Origin of the sequence: Pseudomonas sp. PB106, from assembly GCF_009764645.1 — a bacterium.
Lineage (GTDB): Bacteria > Pseudomonadota > Gammaproteobacteria > Pseudomonadales > Pseudomonadaceae > Aquipseudomonas.
On record NZ_RWIM01000118.1, the window covers coordinates 1 to 21752 of the forward strand.

General features: G+C 58.5%; 22 protein-coding genes and 1 other RNA gene. 15 read left to right on the top strand and 8 right to left on the bottom strand.

Annotation, left to right across the window (positions count from 1 at the left end; genetic code table 11):
• Positions 1-2089, bottom strand: a 2089-nt coding sequence (locus EJA71_RS15415; RefSeq protein WP_178113706.1) for a M10 family metallopeptidase, incomplete at its 3' end; no start/stop codon positions are given.
• Between the two features lie 213 nt (positions 2090-2302).
• On the opposite strand from EJA71_RS15415, the gene EJA71_RS15420 reads away from it, so the two are divergent.
• The gene (locus EJA71_RS15420) at positions 2303-2947 is read left to right on the top strand and encodes an MBL fold metallo-hydrolase (protein ID WP_158958219.1); all 645 of its coding nucleotides are present in this window, start codon (positions 2303-2305) and stop codon (positions 2945-2947) included.
• A 112-nt stretch (positions 2948-3059) separates the two neighbouring features.
• Positions 3060-3794, top strand: a complete 735-nt coding sequence (locus tag EJA71_RS15425) for an OmpA family protein (RefSeq protein WP_158958221.1) — start codon at positions 3060-3062, stop codon at positions 3792-3794.
• Positions 3795-4047: 253 nt separating this feature from the next.
• Here the strand turns inward: EJA71_RS15425 and EJA71_RS15430 are convergent, their stop codons facing one another.
• Positions 4048-4482, bottom strand: a complete 435-nt coding sequence (locus EJA71_RS15430) for a YhcB family protein (RefSeq protein WP_095050642.1) — start codon at positions 4480-4482, stop codon at positions 4048-4050.
• Between the two features lie 144 nt (positions 4483-4626).
• Between EJA71_RS15430 and EJA71_RS15435 the strand changes: the two genes are divergently transcribed.
• The 3 genes from EJA71_RS15435 to zapE all read left to right on the top strand — a co-directional run bounded on the left by EJA71_RS15435 (position 4627) and on the right by zapE (position 7821).
• Positions 4627-5256 carry an alpha/beta hydrolase gene (locus EJA71_RS15435; RefSeq protein WP_158958223.1) on the top strand — a complete coding sequence of 210 codons (630 nt, stop codon included), beginning with the start codon at positions 4627-4629 and terminating at the stop codon, positions 5254-5256.
• A 24-nt stretch (positions 5257-5280) separates the two neighbouring features.
• Entirely contained in the window at positions 5281-6636 is a 1356-nt protein-coding gene (locus tag EJA71_RS15440) for a tryptophan--tRNA ligase (protein WP_158958225.1), read from the top strand.
• A 90-nt stretch (positions 6637-6726) separates the two neighbouring features.
• Positions 6727-7821, top strand: coding sequence for a cell division protein ZapE (zapE, locus tag EJA71_RS15445; RefSeq protein ID WP_034156483.1), 1095 nt, complete (start codon positions 6727-6729; stop codon positions 7819-7821).
• A gap of 207 nt (positions 7822-8028) precedes the next feature.
• On the opposite strand, the gene EJA71_RS15450 is transcribed toward zapE, so the two are convergent.
• Positions 8029-8925, bottom strand: a complete 897-nt coding sequence (locus tag EJA71_RS15450; protein WP_178113707.1) for a GlxA family transcriptional regulator — start codon at positions 8923-8925, stop codon at positions 8029-8031.
• A 250-nt stretch (positions 8926-9175) separates the two neighbouring features.
• Between EJA71_RS15450 and EJA71_RS15455 the strand changes: the two genes are divergently transcribed.
• Positions 9176-10312: an acyl-CoA dehydrogenase family protein gene (locus EJA71_RS15455; protein ID WP_158958229.1), complete on the top strand. Its 1137-nt coding sequence runs from the start codon at positions 9176-9178 to the stop codon at positions 10310-10312.
• A 166-nt stretch (positions 10313-10478) separates the two neighbouring features.
• Here EJA71_RS15455 and EJA71_RS15460 read toward each other — a convergent pair whose 3' ends face one another.
• Positions 10479-11519: an NADP(H)-dependent aldo-keto reductase gene (locus EJA71_RS15460; RefSeq protein WP_158958231.1), complete on the bottom strand. Its 1041-nt coding sequence runs from the start codon at positions 11517-11519 to the stop codon at positions 10479-10481.
• A gap of 245 nt (positions 11520-11764) precedes the next feature.
• Here EJA71_RS15460 and rplM point away from each other — a divergent pair, with 245 nt between their 5' ends.
• The 7 genes from rplM to EJA71_RS15495 all read left to right on the top strand — a co-directional run bounded on the left by rplM (position 11765) and on the right by EJA71_RS15495 (position 16651).
• Positions 11765-12193: a 50S ribosomal protein L13 gene (rplM, locus tag EJA71_RS15465; protein WP_007917032.1), complete on the top strand. Its 429-nt coding sequence runs from the start codon at positions 11765-11767 to the stop codon at positions 12191-12193.
• Positions 12194-12207: 14 nt separating this feature from the next.
• Positions 12208-12600, top strand: a complete 393-nt coding sequence (gene rpsI, locus EJA71_RS15470; protein ID WP_008080273.1) for a 30S ribosomal protein S9 — start codon at positions 12208-12210, stop codon at positions 12598-12600.
• A gap of 270 nt (positions 12601-12870) precedes the next feature.
• Positions 12871-13464, top strand: a complete 594-nt coding sequence (gene petA / locus EJA71_RS15475) for a ubiquinol-cytochrome c reductase iron-sulfur subunit (RefSeq protein WP_007917031.1) — start codon at positions 12871-12873, stop codon at positions 13462-13464.
• Positions 13464-14675, top strand: coding sequence for a cytochrome bc complex cytochrome b subunit (locus tag EJA71_RS15480; protein WP_158958233.1), 1212 nt, complete (start codon positions 13464-13466; stop codon positions 14673-14675). Before petA ends, EJA71_RS15480 begins: the two co-directional genes overlap by 1 nt.
• Entirely contained in the window at positions 14675-15457 is a 783-nt protein-coding gene (locus tag EJA71_RS15485; protein WP_158958235.1) for a cytochrome c1, read from the top strand. Before EJA71_RS15480 ends, EJA71_RS15485 begins: the two co-directional genes overlap by 1 nt.
• A gap of 146 nt (positions 15458-15603) precedes the next feature.
• On the top strand, positions 15604-16221 hold the full coding sequence (locus EJA71_RS15490; RefSeq protein WP_007961620.1) for a glutathione S-transferase N-terminal domain-containing protein: 618 nt from the start codon (positions 15604-15606) through the stop codon (positions 16219-16221).
• A gap of 16 nt (positions 16222-16237) precedes the next feature.
• Positions 16238-16651: a ClpXP protease specificity-enhancing factor gene (locus tag EJA71_RS15495; RefSeq protein ID WP_158958237.1), complete on the top strand. Its 414-nt coding sequence runs from the start codon at positions 16238-16240 to the stop codon at positions 16649-16651.
• A gap of 49 nt (positions 16652-16700) precedes the next feature.
• Here the strand turns inward: EJA71_RS15495 and EJA71_RS15500 are convergent, their stop codons facing one another.
• From EJA71_RS15500 to EJA71_RS15515, 4 genes are all read right to left on the bottom strand, one after another.
• Positions 16701-17279 carry a BON domain-containing protein gene (locus tag EJA71_RS15500; protein ID WP_007917023.1) on the bottom strand — a complete coding sequence of 193 codons (579 nt, stop codon included), beginning with the start codon at positions 17277-17279 and terminating at the stop codon, positions 16701-16703.
• On the bottom strand, positions 17276-17869 hold the full coding sequence (locus tag EJA71_RS15505; RefSeq protein WP_122590043.1) for a phosphoheptose isomerase: 594 nt from the start codon (positions 17867-17869) through the stop codon (positions 17276-17278). Before EJA71_RS15505 ends, EJA71_RS15500 begins: the two co-directional genes overlap by 4 nt.
• Before the next feature lie 101 nt (positions 17870-17970).
• The gene (locus EJA71_RS15510; protein ID WP_126366239.1) at positions 17971-18333 is read right to left on the bottom strand and encodes a YraN family protein; all 363 of its coding nucleotides are present in this window, start codon (positions 18331-18333) and stop codon (positions 17971-17973) included.
• Positions 18333-20144: a penicillin-binding protein activator gene (locus EJA71_RS15515; RefSeq protein ID WP_158958239.1), complete on the bottom strand. Its 1812-nt coding sequence runs from the start codon at positions 20142-20144 to the stop codon at positions 18333-18335. The genes EJA71_RS15510 and EJA71_RS15515 overlap by 1 nt, the downstream gene beginning before the upstream one ends.
• A 177-nt stretch (positions 20145-20321) precedes the next feature.
• Here EJA71_RS15515 and rsmI point away from each other — a divergent pair, with 177 nt between their 5' ends.
• Both rsmI and rnpB read left to right on the top strand, forming a co-directional pair.
• On the top strand, positions 20322-21227 hold the full coding sequence (gene rsmI / locus EJA71_RS15520) for a 16S rRNA (cytidine(1402)-2'-O)-methyltransferase (protein WP_158958241.1): 906 nt from the start codon (positions 20322-20324) through the stop codon (positions 21225-21227).
• A gap of 73 nt (positions 21228-21300) precedes the next feature.
• Positions 21301-21654: RNase P RNA component class A (gene rnpB, locus EJA71_RS15525), an RNA gene on the top strand.
• Positions 21655-21752: the final 98 nt, after the last annotated feature.

Consider the following 21752-nt stretch of genomic DNA (forward strand, 5'->3'; position numbering starts at 1 on the left):
TGATGACGTCACCGACGTTATCGACGAAGTAGGTGTCGTTGCCGGCACCGCCGTCCATGGTGTCAGCACCTTCCTGACCGTTGAGGATGTTGTTGCCGCTGTTGCCGGTCAGCACGTTGTCCAGGCCATTACCGACCAGATACAGATCGCTGCTGCCCAGCAACTGGCCATCTTCGACGTTGGCAGTCAGGGTATAACCGATGTTGCTCAGTACGCGGTCGTGGCCTTCGCCGACGCCTTCGATGACGACGTCACCGGCGTTGTCGATCACGTAAGTGTCATCGCCGATGCCACCGGCCAGCGTGTCGGCACCGGCCGCGCCGTCGAGACGATCGTTGCCGGCCCCGCCCTGGAGGTTATCGTTGCCAGCGCCGCCGAGCAGATAGTTGTCCTGAGCGTTGCCTTGCACGGTGTAGTTGCCGGTGCCCATCAGCCAGACGTTTTCAACGTTGGTGAGGTTGCTCTGGTTGAGATTGACGGTGTTATTCGAAGCCGTGGCGTTGTAGTAGATGCGCAGGGTGTCATTACCCTCGCTGGTGTTTTCCTGGACCAGTCCCAGTTCAGCGGCCTGATCGAGGTAGTAGGTGTCATCACCACCACCGCCGATCATGGTGTCCACGCCTGCGCCGCCGTTGAGCACGTTGTTGCCGCTGTTGCCGGTCATCACGTTGTTCAGCGTGTTGCCATTGGCATTCAGGTTGGCCGTGCCGGTCAACTCGATGTTCTCGACGTTCGCACCCAGGCTGTAGTTGACGGACGATTTGACGGTGTCGATCCCGCCACCCACTTCGTTGTTTTCAACGACGACGTCGCCCGCATTGTCGACGATGTAAGTGTCGTTACCACCGCCACCGATCAAGGTGTCGGCGCCGGCGCCACCGTCCAGCGTATTCTGCCCCCAGTTACCGGTGATGACGTTGTTCAAGGCATTGCCGGTACCCACGAGATTACCGGTGCCCAACAGCGTGAGGTTTTCGACGTTCGCGGTCAGGGTGTAATCAATATAGCTGAGCACCGTGTCGATTTCGCTCGGCAGGGTGCTTGTCTCGATGACGGTGTCGCCGATGTTGTCGACGAAATAGGTGTCGTTACCGGTACCACCCATCATGGTGTCGGCGCCGCCCCGGCCGTTAAGGATGTTGTCCAGGGCGTTGCCGATCAGGCTGTCATCGTTGTCACTGCCGACGGCATTTTCAATCTTCGCGCCGTAGGCGATGGCCAGGCCTTCGTTGAAGGCGGTCATGGTCTTGATATCGAGGAAGGCCTTGCCGATCTGACTGAAGGCACCCTCGTTGAGGTTGATACGTACGGCGTTCAACTGGTTGGTGGCGTCGATGGTATCAACGCCGCCGGCGTCCCAAATGGTTTCAAAAACCGATTGATTGCTCGCCCACGAATACGTGGTATTACCGGCCTGCCATAAGGTGTTGGCGCCATACAGACTCTGGATGGCGAGGATATCCAGCAACATCGGGGTCGTTGGCTGATAGGAGTATGAGTCGTTGTAACTCATGACCGTGTAACGAACGTCGTCCAGCGTTGCGTCCAGCACGGTGCTATTGGTCGGGCTGGCGGCGAACGGATGCTTGAGGCCGATGGCATGACCGATTTCGTGAACGAAGGTCAGGTAATCGTAGGAGCCTTTAACCGGGTTGGCCTGGTTGGTCTCGGGGCCGATCCAGACGTCACCGGACTTGGGCGTGCTGCCGGGCAGATAGGCCCAGGCCACGGTCCCGCTCTCCATCAGAGAGTATCCGCCGAAGCGCAGGTCGCCGACATTGGTGATGGTGTCGGTGGTCTGGCTGAAGTTGATGTTCGCCACGGCGCTCCACGCAGCCAGGGCGCTGACAACGGCAACCTGCTGGTTGGCGGTCAGAGCGAAAACCGCGTTGTATTCGTTATCCGCGCTGTAATTGGTCGCGAAATACGAAGAAACCGGGTTGATGAAGCTGAAGGTCAATTCAGTGGGGGCACTCTTGTCATACCACTTGGTGCTTTCCCATTGAGTGCCGGAAATCAGACTGTTGACGAGTGTGTTGCCGGTCAACGATGAAGAAGTACTGTCTGTTGATTGAGTCGGGCGTGGCATGCGGATTTTCCTGGATGGGCTGCGGCCTATCCTGGATGTGGCCGCTACAGAGGGCGATTTTGCAACAAAAACGTTACACGTGACATCATATTGACACTATTTTTTTGACTGGCCGACGCGTGGCACCCAGCCATGATGTATCGGCTGGTGGCATGGAATCCTGAGGTCGGCAAACGTATCCTGCGATCAGTCCAATACCTTGCAGGAGTTCCCATGCACGCCGCCACGTCAGCGCTCATCCGCGAAACCTTCCCCGTCGGCCCGTTGCAGTGCAACTGCACCATCATCGGCGACCCGCTGACCAAAAAAGCCATCGTCGTCGACCCGGGCGGCAACCCTGACCTGATCATGGCGCGCCTCGATGCGCATGGCCTGAAAGTGGTCAGCATCATCCACACCCACGCGCATCTCGATCATTTCCTCGCTTCCGGGCAGATGAAGGAAAAAACCGGCGCGACCCTGCACTTGCACAAGGAGGATCAATTCCTCTGGGACAACCTCGAGATGCAGTGCCAAATGTTCGGCGTGCCGTACACGCCCGTGCCATCACCGGATCGCTGGTTGAGCGACGATGAAGAATTGGCTTGTGGCTGTGGTGTTGCGCTGCATACGCCGGGTCATACACCCGGCTCCATGAGCTTTTGGTTTTCCGAGGCTAAGCTGTTGATTGCCGGTGACACGCTGTTTCGTCGTGGCGTTGGGCGCACGGATTTGTGGGGCGGCGATCAGGCGACCATCGTGCGTTCGATCAAGCAGCGCCTGTACACCCTGGACGAAGACGCCACGGTGGTCACCGGGCATGGCCCGGATACACGGTTGGGCGATGAAATGCGTGAGAACCCGTTCGTCAGGGCCTAAATATTTTGTCACGAGTGCCCGGCGGAATTTTTGTGCATTGTCATGATCCAACGCCCGCACAGGTCCATTGCCAAAAAGGGCCGTCATAGAATGCAAAAAGTAGGAGCTCTCCATGTTCACCAAGCGTCGTTTGATCATTGTCGCTACTGCCGTAGCCTTGCTGTCCGGCTGCGCCTCGCCTAATCCGTATGACAATCAGGGCCAGGCTGACGGCGGCTCTCAAGGCATGAGCAAAACCGCCAAGTACGGAGGCCTCGGCGCGCTGGCCGGTGCGCTGGCCGGTGCAGCCATCGACCACAACAATCGCGGCAAAGGTGCCTTGATCGGCGCGGCGGTGGTGGGTGCTTCAGCCGCCGGTTACGGCTACTACGCGGACAAGCAGGAAGCCAAACTGCGTGCCAGCATGGCCAACACCGGAGTTGAAGTGCAGCGTCAGGGCGATCAGATCAAGTTGATCATGCCGGGCAATATCACCTTTGCGACCGACTCGGCGAACATCGCCTCCAGCTTCTACCAACCGCTGAACAATCTGGCCAGCTCGCTCAAAGAGTTCAACCAGAACCAGATCGAGATCGTCGGCTACACCGACAGCACTGGCAGCCGTCAGCACAACATGGACCTGTCCCAGCGTCGCGCGCAGAGCGTGGCCACTTACCTGACCTCGCAAGGTGTCAGCGGTGCCAACCTGACGGCCCGTGGCGCCGGTCCGGATAACCCGATTGCCAGCAATGGCGACGTCAATGGCCGGGCGCAGAACCGTCGGGTGGAAGTCAACCTGAAGGCGATTCCGGGCCAGGAGTATGGTGGTCAGCAGCAACAACCGGGCACGGTTCAGCAGTATCCGTAACTGACTGCCTGATTGAAGAAATGCCCGATCCTTTGATCGGGCATTTGTTTGTCTAGCCTGTTCCGGCCCCTTCGCGAGCAAGCTCGCTCCCACAGGTATTGATGGTGTACACAAAATTTGTGTTTCACACCTAACCCTGTGGGAGCGAGCTTGCTCGCGAAGGGGGCATAACAATCAGCCACAAATCATCGGATACAAAAAAGCCCCCGGACATTTCACTGTCCGGGGGCTTTTTGTTTGCAGCGCAGACTGATTACTTCTTCAAACCGTAGTGCTCATCGAGCATGCCCGGTGAGTTCGGCGTCTTCGGTGCGTAGTCGCGTGGCGGCTCCTGATCGCGCGGTGGCGTCAGGCGTTCGCGTGGCGTCACTGCCGCGTCGGCGTGCAGGGCAGCGATCAGGCGCTGGCGGGTCTGCTCGTCCAGGGCCAGACGATTGGCACCCTCGGCGAGATGATCCTGCACTTCCTGATAGCTCTGGGTCAGTTTCTTGACCAGCATCGCAGTGCTGTTGAAGTGGGTGACCACTTCGTTTTGATAACTGTCGAAACGCTCCTGGATATCATCCAGTTGACGCTGCGTACGGCTCGGCGCGGCGTTCGGCGCAACGCGCGCGATCAGGAATCCAATGGCGACACCCACAACCAGGGCAAGAGTCGGTAACAACCAAACTAAGAGCGAGTGTTCCACGAGTCCTTCCTCTATAAACGGCTTTGCTTTACGTTAACGGCTCGAACCTGCGCTGTATACCGCGATTCACTCGCAATAGATTGGCACAGACAATTTGCTAGACGAGTCGACCCGATTCGAGGTCACGGAGTTCCTTCCTTGCTGATGCGTGAAACCCCTGTAGTGATTGCCGGCCCAGTCGGCCAAATTGAAGCTTTGTACCTCGACGGCGAGCAGCCGCGCGGCATCGCGCTGATCTGTCATCCGAACCCGGTGCAGGGCGGCACCATGCTCAACAAGGTCGTCTCGACCCTGCAGCGCACCGCGCGCGACGCAGGCCTGATCACCTTGCGCTTCAACTATCGCGGCGTTGGTGCCAGCGAAGGTTCCCACGACATGGGCACCGGTGAAGTCGACGACGCTCAGGCAGCCGCCAAATGGCTGCGCGAAAAACACCCGGATCTGCCGCTGACCCTGTTTGGTTTCTCTTTCGGCGGATTTGTTGCAGCAAGTCTCGGCGGGCGTCTCGAAGCGCAAGGCGTGCAACTCAAGCACCTGTTCATGGTTGCGCCCGCGGTGATGCGTCTGGGCGAAGAGGATCAACTGCCACAACACGGCGAACTCACGGTGATCCAGCCGGAAACCGACGAAGTCATCGATCCGCAACTGGTTTACGACTGGTCGGAACAACTCCAGCGCCCCCATGAGCTGCTGAAAGTGGCAGAATGCGGACACTTTTTTCATGGCAAGCTGACCGATCTCAAGGATCTGATCCTGCCGCGTCTCTCGAATTGATTGCAGTCTGACAAGCGATTACCCATGACGAACCGTACCCGTATCCTCACCGGCATCACCACCACCGGCACGCCGCACCTGGGCAACTACGCCGGCGCCATCCGCCCGGCGATCCTCGCCAGCCGCGACAGCAATGCCGATTCGTTCTACTTCCTGGCCGACTACCACGCCCTGATCAAATGCGATGACCCGCTGCGCATCCAGCGTTCGCGTCTGGAAATCGCCGCGACCTGGCTGGCCGGTGGCCTCGATGTCGACCGCGTGACCTTCTACCGTCAGTCCGACATCCCGGAAATCCCCGAGCTGACCTGGCTGCTGACCTGCGTTGCGGCCAAAGGCCTGCTCAACCGTGCGCACGCCTACAAGGCCTCGGTGGACAAGAACGTTGAAACCGGTGAAGACCCGGACGCCGGCATCACCATGGGCCTCTACAGCTATCCAGTGCTGATGGCGGCGGACATTTTGATGTTCAACGCGCACAAGGTGCCGGTCGGTCGCGACCAGATCCAGCACGTGGAAATGGCCCGCGACATCGGCCAGCGTTTCAACCACTTGTTCGGTCAGGGCAAAGAATTCTTCACCATGCCCGAAGCGTTGATCGAAGAAAGCGTGGCGACGTTGCCAGGCCTCGACGGTCGCAAGATGTCGAAGAGCTACGACAACACCATCCCGCTGTTCTCCAGCGCCAAAGAGATGAAGGACGCGATCTCGCGGATCGTCACTGACTCCAAAGCGCCAGGCGAAGCGAAAGATCCGGACAACTCGCACCTGTTCACCCTGTTCCAGGCGTTCGCCACGCCGGCGCAGGCTGACGAATTCCGCAGCGAACTGCTCGGTGGTCTGGGTTGGGGCGAGGCGAAGAATCGTCTGTTCCAATTGCTCGACAACGATCTCGGCGAAGCGCGCGACAAGTATCACCAGTTGATCGAGCGCCCGGCGGATCTGGAAGACATTCTGCAGATCGGTGCCAAGAAGGCCCGCGCCGTGGCAACGCCGTTCCTCAACGAACTGCGCGAAGCCGTTGGCCTGCGTTCCTTCGTCAATCAGGTGCAAGTGGCCGCGACCACCAAGAAGAAAGCTGCAAAAGCCGCACGCTTCGTCAGCTTCCGTGAAGACGACGGCAGCTTCCGCTTCCGTCTGCTGGCGGCCGATGGCGAGCAATTGCTGCTGTCGCGCAACTTCGCCGACGGCAAAGCCGCAGGGCAAGTGACCAAGCAGCTGCAATCCGGTCAGGCGCTGGACGTACGCAACGAAGACCTGAACTTCAGCGTTTGGCTGGAAGGCGAGTGCGTTGGTGACAGCCCGGCGTTCGCCGATGCTGCGGCGCGGGACGCGGCCATCGAGGCTCTGCGCGTCGCGTTGACCCCGGTTCAGGACTAATCGGCGGCACGACCCGACCAAGGGCCGATTGCCATTCCTACGGGCCGTCGCTACAGTGACGGCCCGTTTTTGTTGCCTTGCTAACGAATTATGACGCCCCTAGAACGATACCAAGCTGATCTGAAACGCCCGGACTTCTTCCATGACGCCGCGCAGGAAACTGCTGTGCGTCATTTGCAGCGTTTGTACGAGGATCTGATCGCCGCCGATCAGAACAAGCCGGGTCTGCTGAGCAAGCTGTTCGGCAAAAAGGATCAGACGCCGGTCAAAGGCCTGTATTTCTGGGGCGGCGTAGGTCGCGGCAAGACTTACCTGGTCGACACCTTCTTCGAAGCGCTGCCGTTCAAGGAAAAGACCCGTACCCACTTCCACCGCTTCATGAAGCGTGTGCACGAAGAAATGAAAACCCTCGGTGGCGAGAAAAACCCGCTGACCATCATCGCCAAGCGCTTCGCGACCGAGTCGCGGGTGATCTGCTTCGATGAGTTCTTCGTCTCCGACATCACCGACGCGATGATCCTCGGCACGTTGATGGAAGAGCTGTTCAAGAACGGCGTGACCCTGGTCGCGACCTCGAACATCGTCCCGGACGGTCTGTATAAGGATGGTCTGCAACGCGCGCGTTTCCTGCCGGCGATTGCGCTGATCAAGCAGAACACCGAGATCGTCAACGTCGACAGCGGCGTCGACTACCGACTGCGTCACCTCGAACAAGCTGAGCTGTTCCACTATCCGCTCGACGAAGCCGCTCACGAAAGCCTTCGCAAGAGTTTCAAGGCACTGACGCCGGAATGCACTGCCGCGGTCGAGAACGACGTGCTGATGATCGAAAACCGCGAGATTCGTGCCCTGCGCACCTGCGACGACGTGGCCTGGTTCGACTTCCGCGAACTGTGCGACGGCCCGCGTAGTCAGAACGATTACATCGAACTGGGCAAGATCTTCCACGCCGTGTTGCTCAGCGGTGTCGAGCAGATGAGCGTCACCACCGACGACATCGCTCGCCGCTTCATCAACATGGTCGACGAGTTCTACGACCGTAACGTCAAGCTGATCATTTCTGCTGAAGTCGAGCTGAAGGATCTGTATACCGGCGGTCGTTTGAACTTCGAGTTCCAGCGTACGCTGAGCCGACTGCTGGAGATGCAATCCCACGAATTCCTGTCGCGGGCGCACAAGCCTTAAACGGCATCGTGAAACATAAAAAAGGGCCTGCAATTGCAGGCCCTTTTTTTATCTCGAATTCACCGGCCCGCGCACACTGATGGTTCCCACGCTCCGCGTGGGAATGCATACCGTGACGCTCTGCGTCACATTCCGGGGCGGACGCGGAGCGTCCATTGGCAGCATTCCCACGCAGAGCGTGGGAACGATCATCGGGGGTGGGGAGGGTTACGCAGCTTGCTGAAACTGCTGCCGATACTGATTCGGCGACAGCTCAGTGTGCTGGCGGAACAACCGCGCAAAGAAGCTCGCATCGTCGTACCCAACCTCATAACTGATGGTCTTGATGCTCTTGCGGCTGCCCGACAGCAAGCCTTTCGCGGTCTCGATGCGCAGGCGTTGCAGGTAATGCAGCGGCTTGTCGCCGGTGGCGGTCTGGAAGCGCCGCATGAAATTGCGGATGCTCATGCCATGCTCGCGGGCGACGTCTTCGAAGCGGAACTTGTCGGCGAAATGCTCTTCGAGCCAGTGCTGAATCTGCAGGATGATCACGTCCTGGTGCAACTTCTGTCCGCCGAAACCGATACGCCCCGGCGCATAGCTGCGCTGCACTTCATAGAGAATGTCGCGGGCCACGGCTTGCGCCACATTCGCACCGCAGAAACGCTCGATCAGGTAGATATAAAGATCGCAGGCAGACGTGGTACCGCCGGCGCAGTAGAGGTTGTCCGCGTCGGTCAGGTGCTTGTCCTGATTGAGATAGACCTTCGGAAAACGCTCGGCGAAGGCGTTGAAGAAACGCCAGTAAGTCGTCGCTTCCTTGCCATCGAGCAGACCGGCTTCGGCCAGCCAGAACACACCGGTGGCTTCGGCGCACAGGACTGCGCCACGGGCATGCTGTTCGCGCAGCCAGGGCAGGATCTGTGGATAGCGGCTGCACAAGGCCTCGAAATCATCCCAGAACGCCGGGAGGATGATGATATCGGTGTTTTCCAGACCGCCATCCACCGGCATCATGACATCGCTGAAGCTCTTCACCGGTTTGCCATCGGGACTGACGATTCGTGTTTCAAACGCCGGCGTCAGGCCGTGGCCCAGTTGTTTGCCGTAACGGAGGCTGGCCACGTGGAAAAAATCCTTGGCCTGCATGAGGGTGTAAGCGAAAACCCGGTCGATCGCCAGGATGCTGACGCGCCGCAGGGGCGTGGAGACTTGCTTAGACATAATTCAACTTTTGTTTTGTTTTTATAAGGGAAAGTGGTCACCAGACGGCTGGATCGTCTTATTTTTTGTCGGATGTGTCCAGTGTCCTGTGTCAGAGGGGAGGCTTAGTCTCTGAAGGTCATCTCCCTCCAACAAGAAAGAAAGGTGCCGCATGATCCCCAGAACCTTGTTCAGCTCCGAGCACGAATTGTTCCGCGACAGCGTGCGAACTTTCCTTGAAAAAGAGGCCGTGCCGTATCACGCGCAATGGGAGAAACAAGGCCATATCGACCGCAAACTCTGGAACAAGGCAGGGGAGGCGGGGATGCTTTGCTCGCACCTGCCGGAAGAGTACGGCGGGCTGGGGGCGGACTTTCTCTACAGCGCCGTGGTGATTGAGGAGGTCGGTCGGCTGGGTTTGACCGGTATCGGCTTCTCGCTGCATTCGGACATCGTCGCGCCGTACATCCTGCATTACGGCAGTGAAGCGCTGAAGCACAAATACCTGCCGAAACTGGTCTCGGGCGAGATGGTCACGGCCATTGCCATGACCGAGCCGGGCGCGGGTTCCGATCTGCAAGGCGTGAAAACCACCGCCGTGCTGGACGGTGACGAGTATGTGATCAACGGCTCGAAAACCTTCATCACCAACGGTTTTCTCGCGGACCTGGTGATCGTGGTCGCCAAGACTGATCCCAAGGCCGGAGCCAAGGGCACCAGCCTGTTCCTGGTGGAAGCGAGTACGCCCGGCTTCGAGAAAGGCAAACGCTTGGAGAAGGTCGGAATGAAGGCGCAGGACACGTCGGAATTGTTCTTCCAGGACGTGCGTGTGCCGAAGGAAAACCTCTTGGGTCAGGCCGGTGCCGGGTTCGCTTATCTGATGCAGGAATTGCCGCAGGAGCGTCTGACCGTGGCGATCGGTGGCTTGGCTTCAGCCGAAGCGGCGTTGCAGTGGACGCTGGATTACACCCGTGATCGCAAAGCGTTCGGCAAGGCGATTGCCGACTTTCAGAACACCCGATTCAAATTGGCGGAGATGGCCACGGAGATTCAGATCGGTCGAGTCTTCGTCGACAAATGTCTGGAGCTGCACCTGAAAGGCAAGCTCGACGTGCCGACGGCGGCGATGGCGAAATACTGGGGCACCGACCTGCAATGCAAAGTGCTCGACGAATGCGTGCAATTGCATGGTGGCTACGGCTTCATGTGGGAATACCCGGTGGCCCGGGCGTGGGCGGATGCGCGGGTGCAGCGGATCTATGCCGGTACAAATGAAATCATGAAGGAGATCATTGCGCGGTCGCTTTGAGCTTTTGATGATCGTTCCCACGCTCTGCGTGGGAATGCCGCCGGGGACGCTCTGCGTTCCGCTGTGGTGGTGATCTGATCGTCCTTTTCGCGAGCAAGCTCGCTCCCACAGTTACGGTGATCCTTTGTGGGAGCGAGCTTGCTCGCGAAGGTGGCTTATCTATCAATCACGGCGCAGGGTTCGGATGATCCTTGTGAATCGCCTCAATCCCTGCCAGCACTTCATCGGAAAGCGTCAGATCAAAACTGGCAATGTTGCTGTCCAGTTGCTCAAGCGTCGTCGCGCCAATGATGTTGCTGGTGACGAACGGTTGCTGAGTGACGAACGCCAAGGCCATCTGCGCCGGATCCAGACCGTGTTCGCGGGCCAGCGCGACATAACGGCTGCACGCTGCTTCCGATTGCGCATTGAAATAGCGACTGAAGCGGCTGTAGAGGCTCAGGCGGCCCTTCGGCGGACGAGCGCCACCTTCATACTTGCCTGACAGGAAACCGAACGCCAGCGGCGAATAGGCGAGGAGGCCGCACTGTTCGCGGATGGCGATTTCCGCCAGACCCACTTCGAAACTGCGGTTGAGCAGGTTGTACGGGTTCTGGATCGAGACCGCGCGCGGCCAGCCACGGGCCTCGGCCAGCGCCAGAAAACGCATGGTGCCCCACGGCGTTTCGTTGGACAGGCCGATGTGGCGAATCTTGCCGGCCTTCACCTGCTCGTCGAGTGCTTCAAGGGTGTCTTCGAGCGGGGTCAGGTTGGCTTCGATCTTGTGTTTGTAGCCCAGCTGTCCGAAAAAGTTGGTGCTGCGCTCCGGCCAGTGCAATTGGTACAGATCGATGTAATCGGTCTGCAGGCGCTTGAGGCTGGCATCGACGGCTGCAGTGATGTGCTGGCGGTTGTGACGCAGGTTTTTGTCGCGGATATAGTCGATGGTGTTGCCCGGGCCGGCGATTTTGCTGGCGAGGATCCAGTCGGCACGATCGCCGCGACTCTTGAAGTAATTGCCGATGTAGCGCTCGGTGGTGGCGTAGGTTTCGGCTTTCGGCGGCACCGGGTACATCTCGGCGGTGTCGATGAAATTGATCCCGGCCTCTTTGGCCCGTTCGATCTGGGCGAAGGCTTCAGCTTCAGTGTTTTGCTCGCCCCAGGTCATGGTGCCGAGGCAGATTGCACTCACGTTCAGGTCGGTACGGCCTAGCTGGCGATAGTCCATCGGGTGCTCCTTGGGCAAAACAATCATAAAAGCAGGTTGAAATATTTTTCGCAATCTGCATAATTGCCGACCTCTTTCTGCAGTGGAAGTGATGCGCCGCCGCCGAAGAATCTTGCCGTTGAACGGACGCGCCGACCCGAGCCCCCGAAAGCGTCTGTATCCGGCTGCCTTTGACTTGTCAAAGTACGCACTATTCAGTAAGATCCGCCGTCTAATTTACAGGGCGGCCCCTGAGGCTATAAAGAATGAAAACTTTTACTGCTAAACCGGAAACAGTAAAGCGCGACTGGTTTGTCGTCGACGCTGCTGGTCAGACCCTGGGTCGTCTGGCCACCGAAATCGCGAGCCGTCTGCGTGGCAAGCACAAGCCTGAGTACACTCCTCACGTTGACACCGGCGACTACATCGTCGTAATCAACGCTGAGCAGATTCGTGTTACCGGTGCTAAAACCACTGACAAAATGTACTACTCCCACTCCGGTTTCCCGGGCGGCATCAAGTCGATCAACTTTGAAAAGCTGATCGCTAAAGCCCCTGAGCGCGTGATCGAGACCGCGGTTAAAGGCATGCTGCCTAAAAACCCACTGGGTCGCGACATGTACCGTAAGCTGAAAGTCTATGCGGGCGCTGCACACCCACATACTGCTCAGCAGCCCCAAGAACTGAAGTTTTAACGGAATAGTACATTATGTCGGCGACTCAAAATTACGGCACTGGCCGTCGCAAGACCGCAACCGCACGCGTTTTCCTGCGTCCGGGTACTGGTAACATTTCCATCAACAACCGTTCGCTGGAAAACTTCTTCGGCCGCGAAACTGCCCGCATGGTAGTTCGTCAGCCGCTGGAGCTGACTGAGACTGTCGAGAAGTTCGACATCTACGTCACCGTGATCGGCGGTGGTGTAAGTGGTCAAGCTGGCGCAATCCGCCACGGTATCACTCGCGCTCTGATGGACTACGACGAAACCCTGCGTGGCGCTCTGCGCAAAGCTGGCTTCGTTACTCGCGACGCCCGTGAAGTTGAACGTAAGAAAGTTGGTCTGCGTAAAGCGCGTAAGCGTCCGCAGTACTCGAAGCGTTAATTTCGCTTTCGCGTTCAAAAAGAACGCCCGCCTCCTCACGGAAGCGGGCGTTTTTTTATGTCTGTGATTTATCAAAGAATTGCGCTGCGACAACTTGCCACTTCTGTAGACCCCCTATACTGCAAGGCTTGAGGGTAGGAGCTCCGGGTAATTCCCTTGTCAGAATTGGGGCTTTTCATTACCATCTCGGCAAAATTTTTATAAGTAACATTGATTTATTTAGTAGATGCCTGATTTAACAGGCCACAAAAGCTGATGGGAGAGGACTGAATGAGCAATGACGGCGTGAATGCAGGCCGGCGTCGCTTCTTGGTAGCAGCCACATCCGTGGTGGGTGCTGCAGGAGCGGTGGGGGCTGCGGTCCCGTTCGTGGGGTCATGGTTTCCCAGTGCCAAGGCGAAAGCCGCTGGTGCACCGGTGAAAGTGAATGTCAGCAAAATCGAGCCAGGACAGCAGATGATTGCTGAGTGGCGCGGCCAGCCGGTGTTCATTGTCCGCCGTACCGAGGAAATCCTGGGGAATCTCAAGAAGATCGAGGGCCAACTCTCCGATCCAACCTCCAAAAACTCCACGCAACCCACCTATGTCGACCCTGAAGTGCGCTCGATCAAGCCGGAAATTCTGCTGCTGATCGGGATCTGCACACACCTGGGTTGCTCACCAACCTTCCGTCCCGAAGTGGCACCTGCGGATCTGGGCAAAGACTGGGTCGGTGGCTATTTCTGCCCTTGCCACGGTTCCCACTACGATCTGGCTGGCCGCGTCTACAAGTCGCAACCTGCGCCTTTGAACCTGCCAGTTCCCCCGCATTCCTATGAGACCGATGACCTGATTGTCATTGGCGTCGATACGGAGAAAGCGTGATGAGCAAGTTCATGGATTGGGTTGATGCGCGCTTTCCTGCGACCAAGATGTGGGAAGACCATCTCAGCAAGTATTACGCTCCAAAAAACTTCAACTTCTTCTACTTCTTCGGCTCGCTGGCGCTGCTGGTGCTGGTCAACCAGATCGTCACCGGTGTCTGGCTGACGATGAGCTACACGCCGTCGGCAGAAGAAGCATTCGCTTCCGTCGAATACATCATGCGCGACGTCGAGTACGGCTCGATCCTGCGTTTGCTCCACTCGACCGGCGCCTCGGCGTTCTTCATCGTGGTTTATCTGCACATGTTCCGGGGGCTGCTCTACGGTTCGTACCAGAAGCCGCGTGAATTGGTCTGGGTCTTCGGCATGCTGATTTACCTGGCGCTGATGGCCGAAGCCTTCATGGGTTACCTGCTGCCGTGGGGCCAGATGTCCTACTGGGGTGCCCAGGTGATCATCTCGCTGTTCGGTGCGATACCGGTCATCGGTAACGACCTGACCCAGTGGATTCGTGGTGACTACCTGATCTCCGGAATCACCCTGAACCGCTTCTTTGCCTTGCACGTGGTTGCGCTGCCGATCGTGATCCTCGGCCTGGTAGTTCTGCACATTCTGGCATTGCACGAAGTGGGTTCGAACAACCCTGACGGCGTTGATATCAAGAAACACAAAGATGAAAACGGTATCCCGCTGGACGGCATTGCCTTCCACCCGTACTACACCGTGAAGGACATTGTCGGTGTCGTGGTGTTCCTGTTTATCTTCTGCTTCATTGTGTTCTTCTTCCCGGAAATGGGCGGCTACTTCCTCGAAAAACCAAACTTTGAGCAAGCCAACCCGTTCAAGACACCAGAGCATATTGCCCCGGTTTGGTACTTCACACCGTTCTACGCCATCCTGCGTGCGATCCCTGACAAACTCATGGGCGTTATCGCCATGGGCGCCTCGATTGCCTTGCTCTTCGTCTTGCCGTGGCTCGACCGCAGTCCGGTCAAATCGATGCGCTACAAAGGCTGGATGAGCAAAATCTGGCTGGTGGTGTTCTGCATTTCGTTCGTGATTCTCGGCATTCTTGGCGTTCTGGCGCCGACGCCGGAGCGAACCTTGCTGTCGCAGGTCTGCACCTTCCTGTACTTCGCTTACTTCATTCTGATGCCGTTCTACACCAGGCTCGAGAAGACCAAACCGGTTCCGGAAAGGGTGACTGGCTGATGAAAAAGTTATTTTTTGCTCTGATTTTTGCTGCGTTGCCTGTGCTGTCTTTCGCCGCTGAACACGGTGGTCCGGAGCTGGAAAAAGTCGACATCGACCTCGCCGACAAAGCTGCTCTGCAGGATGGTGCGCGTACTTTTGCCAACTATTGCATGGGTTGCCACAGTGCCAAGTTCCAGCGTTATGAGCGGGTTGCCGATGACTTGGGCATTCCTCACGAAATGATGCTGGAGAAACTGGTGTTCACCGGTGCCAAGATCGGCGACCACATGAACATCGGCATGCAACCGGCCGACGCCAAGACCTGGTTTGGCGCTGCGCCGCCGGACCTGACCCTGGTGGCGCGAGTGCGTGGCACCGACTGGCTCTACGGTTACCTGCATTCGTTCTATGAAGATCCGGCACGTCCTTGGGGTGTGAACAACAAGGTCTTCCCGAACGTCGGCATGCCGAACGTACTGGTCGGCCTCCAAGGTCGTCAGGTTGTCGGCTGCAAGCAAGTGCAGATCGTCGAGGACGGCAAGAAGCAATATGATCCGCTGACCGGTACGCCTTTGACCCATGAGGCGTGCGATCAACTGACCATCGTGCCGAAGACCGGGACTCTGAATGCAGAGCAGTTCGATGAGAAGGTCAAGAATCTGGTAACCTTCCTGGCTTACTCGGCTAACCCGGTTAAGCTGCAACATCAGCGCATCGGTACTTATGTCTTGCTGTACCTGGCGTTCTTCTTTGTGTTCGCCTACCTGCTCAAGCGTGAATACTGGAAAGACGTGCACTGATACGCTTCAAGCATTGCTGTTAATCGCGCGCGCCCAAGGGCGCCTCCGATAGCGCAACATCTGGTCAGCCAGAAGTTGCGGGAGGCGCCCTCTGGGCGCGCGCGTTTTTCCGGTTCCGACAATTTCAACAAGCGAGGAGGATCGCCATGGGCGTGACCAATCGGTTGGCCTGTTACTCCGACCCCGCCGACCACTATTCCCACCGAGTGCGCATCGTGCTTGCAGAGAAGGGTGTCAGCGCCGAGATCATTTATGTGGAAGCTGGTCGTCAGCCGCCTAAACTGATTGAGGTGAACCCTTACGGCAGTCTCCCAACCCTCGTCGATCGTGACCTGGCGTTGTGGGAGTCGACCGTGGTGATGGAATATCTGGATGAGCGTTACCCGCATCCGCCACTGATGCCGGTTTACCCGGTGGCGCGTGCCAACAGTCGTCTGCTGATTCATCGTATTCAGCGCGACTGGTGTGGGCTGGTGGATCTGATTCTGGATCCGAAGAGCAAAGAGGCCGCGCGAGTCGTGGCGCGCAAGGAATTGCGTGAAAGCCTGACGGGCGTGTCGCCGCTGTTTGCCGACAAGCCGTTTTTCCTCAGTGAGGAACAAAGTCTGGTGGATTGCTGCCTATTACCAATACTCTGGCGTCTGCCGATTCTGGGTATTGAACTGCCGCGGCCAGCCAAGCCGCTGCTTGATTACATGGAGCGCCAGTTTGCGCGTGAGGCTTTCCAGGCGAGTCTGTCTGGTGTCGAACGCGATATGCGCTAAGGCTTAAGGAGCCGCTATGAACTCCAGTCGACCTTACTTGGTCCGCGCGCTCTACGAGTGGATTGTCGATAACGATTGCACCCCGCACATGCTGGTCAATTCCGAATACCCGGCGGTGCAAGTGCCGCAGGGTTTCGCCAGTGACGGGCAGATTGTCCTGAACATTTCGCCGAGTGCCGTGCGTCATTTGCACATGGATAACGACGTGGTGACCTTTGAAGGTCGCTTCGGCGGTGTCCCGCACAGCCTGTACGTGCCGATCAGTGCAATTCTGGGTATCTACGCCCGGGAGAACGGTCAGGGCATGGTGTTCGATCTAGAGTCACCAATGGATGACGAAGACGACATCGAGCAGGATGACGATCAGCCGCCACCGGACAGCGAGCCGCCGCGCCCAACAGGCCGGCCAAGTTTGAAAGTGGTGAAATAAAAAAAGGCGATCCGAATGGATCGCCTTTTTTGTGCGTGCTGTTCAGCTATCAGTCGATGTATTCGAAGAGTTTGACGATCTTCTGCACACCGGAAACGCCCTGAACCAGGTTGGTCGCCTGAGTGGCTTCCTGTTTGGTCAGCAGGCCCAGCAGGTAGACGATGCCGTTCTCGGTCACGACCTTGATGCGCGAGCCGGGAATGCTGGCGTCAGTGAGCATCTGCGTCTTGATCTTGGAGGTCAGCCAGGTGTCGTTCTGGCGCGCCAGGAAGCCGGACGGCGGTATGACTTGCAGTTCGTTATGAACGGTTTTCACCCGTTGGACGGCAGCTGCGGCTTGCTCGGCCTTGGCTTTCAGGTCTGCGCGAGGCGTCTGACCAGCCAGCAGCACGACACCGTTGAAGCTGGTGACGACGATGTGCGAATCGTTGTCCAGGGCCGGGTCGGCCTTGGCCACGTTCACGCCGACTTTGGTTTCGATCAACGAGTCGTCGATCTTGCTGCCGAAAGTGCGGGTGCCACGGTCGTCGTCGATCGGCGCTTCACGGCTGGCGTTCACCACCGAGGTGCAGCCGCTGATGCCGAGGCACAGGGTCAAGGCCAGTAGGCCAAGGCGATTAGGGGTCATTCTTCACTCCCGAACAGTTGGCTGTCGATCAGATCGCAGAGGCAATGGATCGCCAGCAAGTGGACTTCTTGAATACGTGCGGTGACGTTGGCCGGTACGCGAATCTCGACGTCCTCGGGCAGCAGCAGCGACGCCATGCCGCCGCCATCGCGTCCGGTCAAAGCTACGACAATCATTTCGCGATCATGTGCGGCCTGGATCGCTTGAATAATGTTCGCCGAGTTACCGCTGGTCGAAATCGCCAGCAGCACATCGCCGGGTTGGCCGAGTGCGCGGATTTGCTTGGAGAAGATTTCGTTGTAGCTGTAGTCGTTGGCGATCGAGGTAATCGTCGACGAGTCGGTGGTCAGGGCGAGAGCCGGCAAGCTCGGGCGCTCGCGCTCGAAGCGGTTGAGCAGCTCCGAAGAGAAGTGCTGGGCGTCGCCGGCCGAACCACCATTGCCGCACGAAAGCATTTTGCCCTCGTTGAGCAGGGCGTTGACCATGATCTGGCTGGCTTGCTCGATGTGCGGTGCAAGTACGTCCATCGCCTGTTGCTTGGTGTCGATACTGGCCTGGAAAAGCTGGCGAATTCGGGATTGCATGTCCATCTGTGTGACCTTAAGTAGCGCGGCTATTCGGCACATGAATGTGCAGCCCGCAAAGCAAAGAGCAAAAGTTGTCGGAAGTTTCCGGTTCCGGATGCAGGCACTCAACTGTCGAAAGCATTCTGCAACCAGTTCAGCTGATCCGGGTGGCTGTCGATCGCCACCACGTCGAAGCGGCAGGGGGAATTGGCCCAACGCGATTCGCGCTGAAGAAAATACTGCGCAGCGAAAATCAGTTTCTGCTGCTTGCGCCCATCGATGCTAGCGAGCGCGCCACCCCATTGAGTGTTTTTTCTGTAACGAACTTCAACGAATACTACTGTATCGCCATCAAGCATGACCAGATCAAGCTCGCCGCGTTTGCATAACCAGTTCTGCGCCAGCAGGCGCAAGCCCTGATTCTGCAGATGCTCGAGCGCTTGGCGCTCGGCATCCTTGCCGCTTTGCGAGCGTGACCTGTCAGGCATTAGCGCGGGGTGTCCGGCAGACGCTGAACCTGACCGCTGACGAATTGTGCCCAAGGCAACTGACGCACAACGCGTTGAGTCTGAGTCATGCCAAGGCTGCCCGATTCGCCGTCGATGCGGCTGTCCGGCAGTGCCTTGAGTTGACCCAGGCGCGGCGCCAGGCGGTAGGCGTCAACGCCCATCGCATACAGACGGCCGAGGCTGCCGGCAGCTTGCGGCCATTGTGCAACCACTTGCTGACGCAGCGGATCGCTGGTTTCCAGCAACCATGGGGTTTCGCAGAAGCGAACGCCGTTCATGTCGTTGTACTGGTTCACGTCGCCGCTGGCGCTGTAAACGTGCGAGGTCGCATAAACAGGCACGTCACCGGCGTACTGGAAGTTCAGCGTCGGTTTGATCTGCTGAGCCTGTTGCGGCGTTGCCGCGAGGAAGATGAACTCGATGTCCTGACGGCGCGAAGGCTGAGCGGCCACGTTGGTGCCGGCGGCGTTCTGCAGGCTCTTGGCGCGGGCTTCGCTCTGACGCAGCTGGAACATGTCGGCGATTTGCTGGGCCAGCTGCACTGGCTGATCAACACGTTCGGTGGCAACGATGCTGCCGCCATTGGCTTGCCAGTCCTGGCTGAACGCACGCAGGACGCGGTCGCCCCATTCGCCTTTCGGCACCATGATCGCGGCGCGGTGCAGGCCGTCAGCGCGGGCGCGGCGCGAGACTTCGCGGGCCTCGTCTTCAGCGGCCAGACCAAACTGGAACAGTTGCGCCGGGCCTTGATCGCCTTCGCTGTAGTTCAACGCGAGGGTGGTGATCGGCAATTGCGGGCGAGTGCTCAGCTGTTTGACCAGTGGTTTTTCCAGTGGGCCGACGACCAGTTGCACGCCATCAGCCTGGGCCTTGCGGTAGAACTCGTCCATCGAGGTCAGCTTCGAGCTGTCGTAGAACTCGATGGCAGGCGGTTTCTGTCCGGCTTGTTGCGCCTGATAGTGCGCCGCCATGAAGCCTTCACGCAGGGCCTTGCCGACCGAAGCCAATGGGCCGTCTTGTGGCAGCAGCAGGGCGATTTTGCTCAGTGGCTGGCTGGCCAGCTCTTTGAGCTTGGTCAGCGGCAGTGGCAGGTTGATCGCAGCCGGGTGCTTTGGATTCTGCGCACGCCAGGTGTCGATTGCCGCCTGCTGCTGTTCCAGGGTGCCGGCAGATTTTACGGCCAGTGCCAGACCCATCCAGCCGCCGAGATCGTCGGTGGTGTTGGGTTGCAGTTGGTCGGTCGGCAGCGAGCCAATCAGGGTCCAGATCGCTTCGTGGTTCTTGCTCGCGGCTTCGCCTTGCAACATGGGTGCGATGAACACGCGCTCGCGGGCGGCGGCAAGCGTCTGGCCATCGGCCTCAAGGGCGCGGGCGTGAACGGTGCCGGTGCGCACTTGCTGCTCTTCAGGCATTTCGCCCAGATGTTGCAGGCTCGGATGGCTCAGGGCGGTCAGCGCAGCTTTCGGCTGGTTGCGGGTCATGGCCAGCTCGGCATTCAAAGTGCTGGCGAAAATCTGCTGGCCTGGCTTGAGTTGCTCCATCGGCACTTGTTGCAGGATCTGCGCAGACTGTCCGGCATTGCCCTGACGATAAGCCAGATCCGCCGCGCTCAGGCGCAGCAGGGCAGCTTTTTCCGGGGTTTTCGCCTGGGTAGCCTGTTCGAGCAGTTGCTCGATGCTGGCATCCGGAGTCCGTGGAAGTTCGCCAAGGCTGGAGGAAGGGGAGCTGGCGCAAGCCGCCAACAGGGCAGCGAGGCAGAGGGCAGTGAACAGCCGCAGGCAAGCGATCATGTAAGTGTTCCTGATACTCGATCAAATTAGCGTCGAATTGTACCCAAGCACTGGCCGGGGCGCGATGTTAGTGGCGTGAAACGGACGATTTAGCTGTAGTAAATGTTGCGGTGGTGCCAAACCACGTGCAAAACCGTGGTCGCTCGAAGCGCGTCGCAAGCCTCGTGTCGCGTTACAATGGCCGCTTTTACCGATCACGAGGTGTGCGCTTTGACTGCTCCAGGTTCCCTGAATTCCGCTGCTGGCTCGCTTTATGTGGTGGCGACGCCCATCGGCAACCTGGACGACATCAGCGCCCGGGCACTGAAGATTCTCCGTGAAGTAGCGTTGATTGCCGCCGAAGACACCCGTCACTCGGCGCGACTGATGCAGCACTTTGGTATCGGCACGCCGTTGGCAGCCTGTCACGAACACAACGAACGAGACGAAGGTAGCCGCTTTATTACCCGTCTGCTGGCGGGCGACAACGTTGCGCTGATCTCCGATGCCGGCACGCCGCTGATTTCCGATCCGGGCTATCACCTGGTGCGTCAGGCGCGCGCCGCCGGGATCAATGTGGTGCCGGTGCCGGGTGCCTGTGCCTTGATCGCAGCACTGTCGGCGGCGGGGCTGCCATCCGATCGTTTTATCTTCGAAGGTTTTCTGCCGGCCAAGTCGGTCGGACGCAAGTCGCGCCTTGAAGCCGTTAAGGAAGAGCCGCGCACGTTGATCTTCTATGAAGCCCCGCACCGCATCCTCGAATGCCTGCAGGATATGGAAGCTGTGTTCGGTGGTGAGCGTCAGGCGTTGCTGGCCCGTGAAATCACTAAGACCTTCGAAACACTCAAGGGCTTGCCGCTGGCCGAGCTGCGCGCATTCGTCGAATCGGACAGCAATCAGCAGCGCGGCGAATGCGTCGTGCTGGTGGCGGGCTGGACGGCGCCGGAATCCGAAGACGCCGTCAGCAGCGAAGCGATGCGCGTCCTTAATCTGCTGCTCGAAGAAATGCCGCTCAAGCGCGCCGCCGCTCTGGCAGCGCAGATCACCGGCGAGCGTAAAAACGTGCTGTATCAGGTCGCGCTGGATCAGCAGAAGGGTGAGTAAGCCGTCGCGCAGACCGGTTTGACGGCTATTAGCGCTTGTTCTTCGGCCGCTCTGCCGTTAACCTTCGCGGCGGAGAGTCGATCGGACAGTCGCTGCCCTCTATGAAAATTAGGGGGGGGAGGAAAGTCCGGGCTCCATAGGGCGAAGTGCCAGGTAATGCCTGGGAGGCGTGAGCCTACGGAAAGTGCCACAGAAAATAACCGCCTAAGCGCTTCGGCGCCGGTAAGGGTGAAAAGGTGCGGTAAGAGCGCACCGCACGTCTGGCAACAGTTCGTGGCTAGGTAAACCCCACTTGGAGCAAGACCAAATAGGGTCCCAAGGCGTGGCCCGCGCTGGGACCGGGTAGGTTGCTAAAGATGTCCAGTGATGGCCATCGTAGACGAATGACTGTTCAAGACAGAACCCGGCTTACAGATCGACTCTCCACCTTTTTCTTTCCCTGCTTGAATCAAAGGCAACAGGGCTGTGTAATATCAGCAGGCCTGGTCTGAAAGTTCGGCAGCGGCAAACGCAGTAATAGCCATT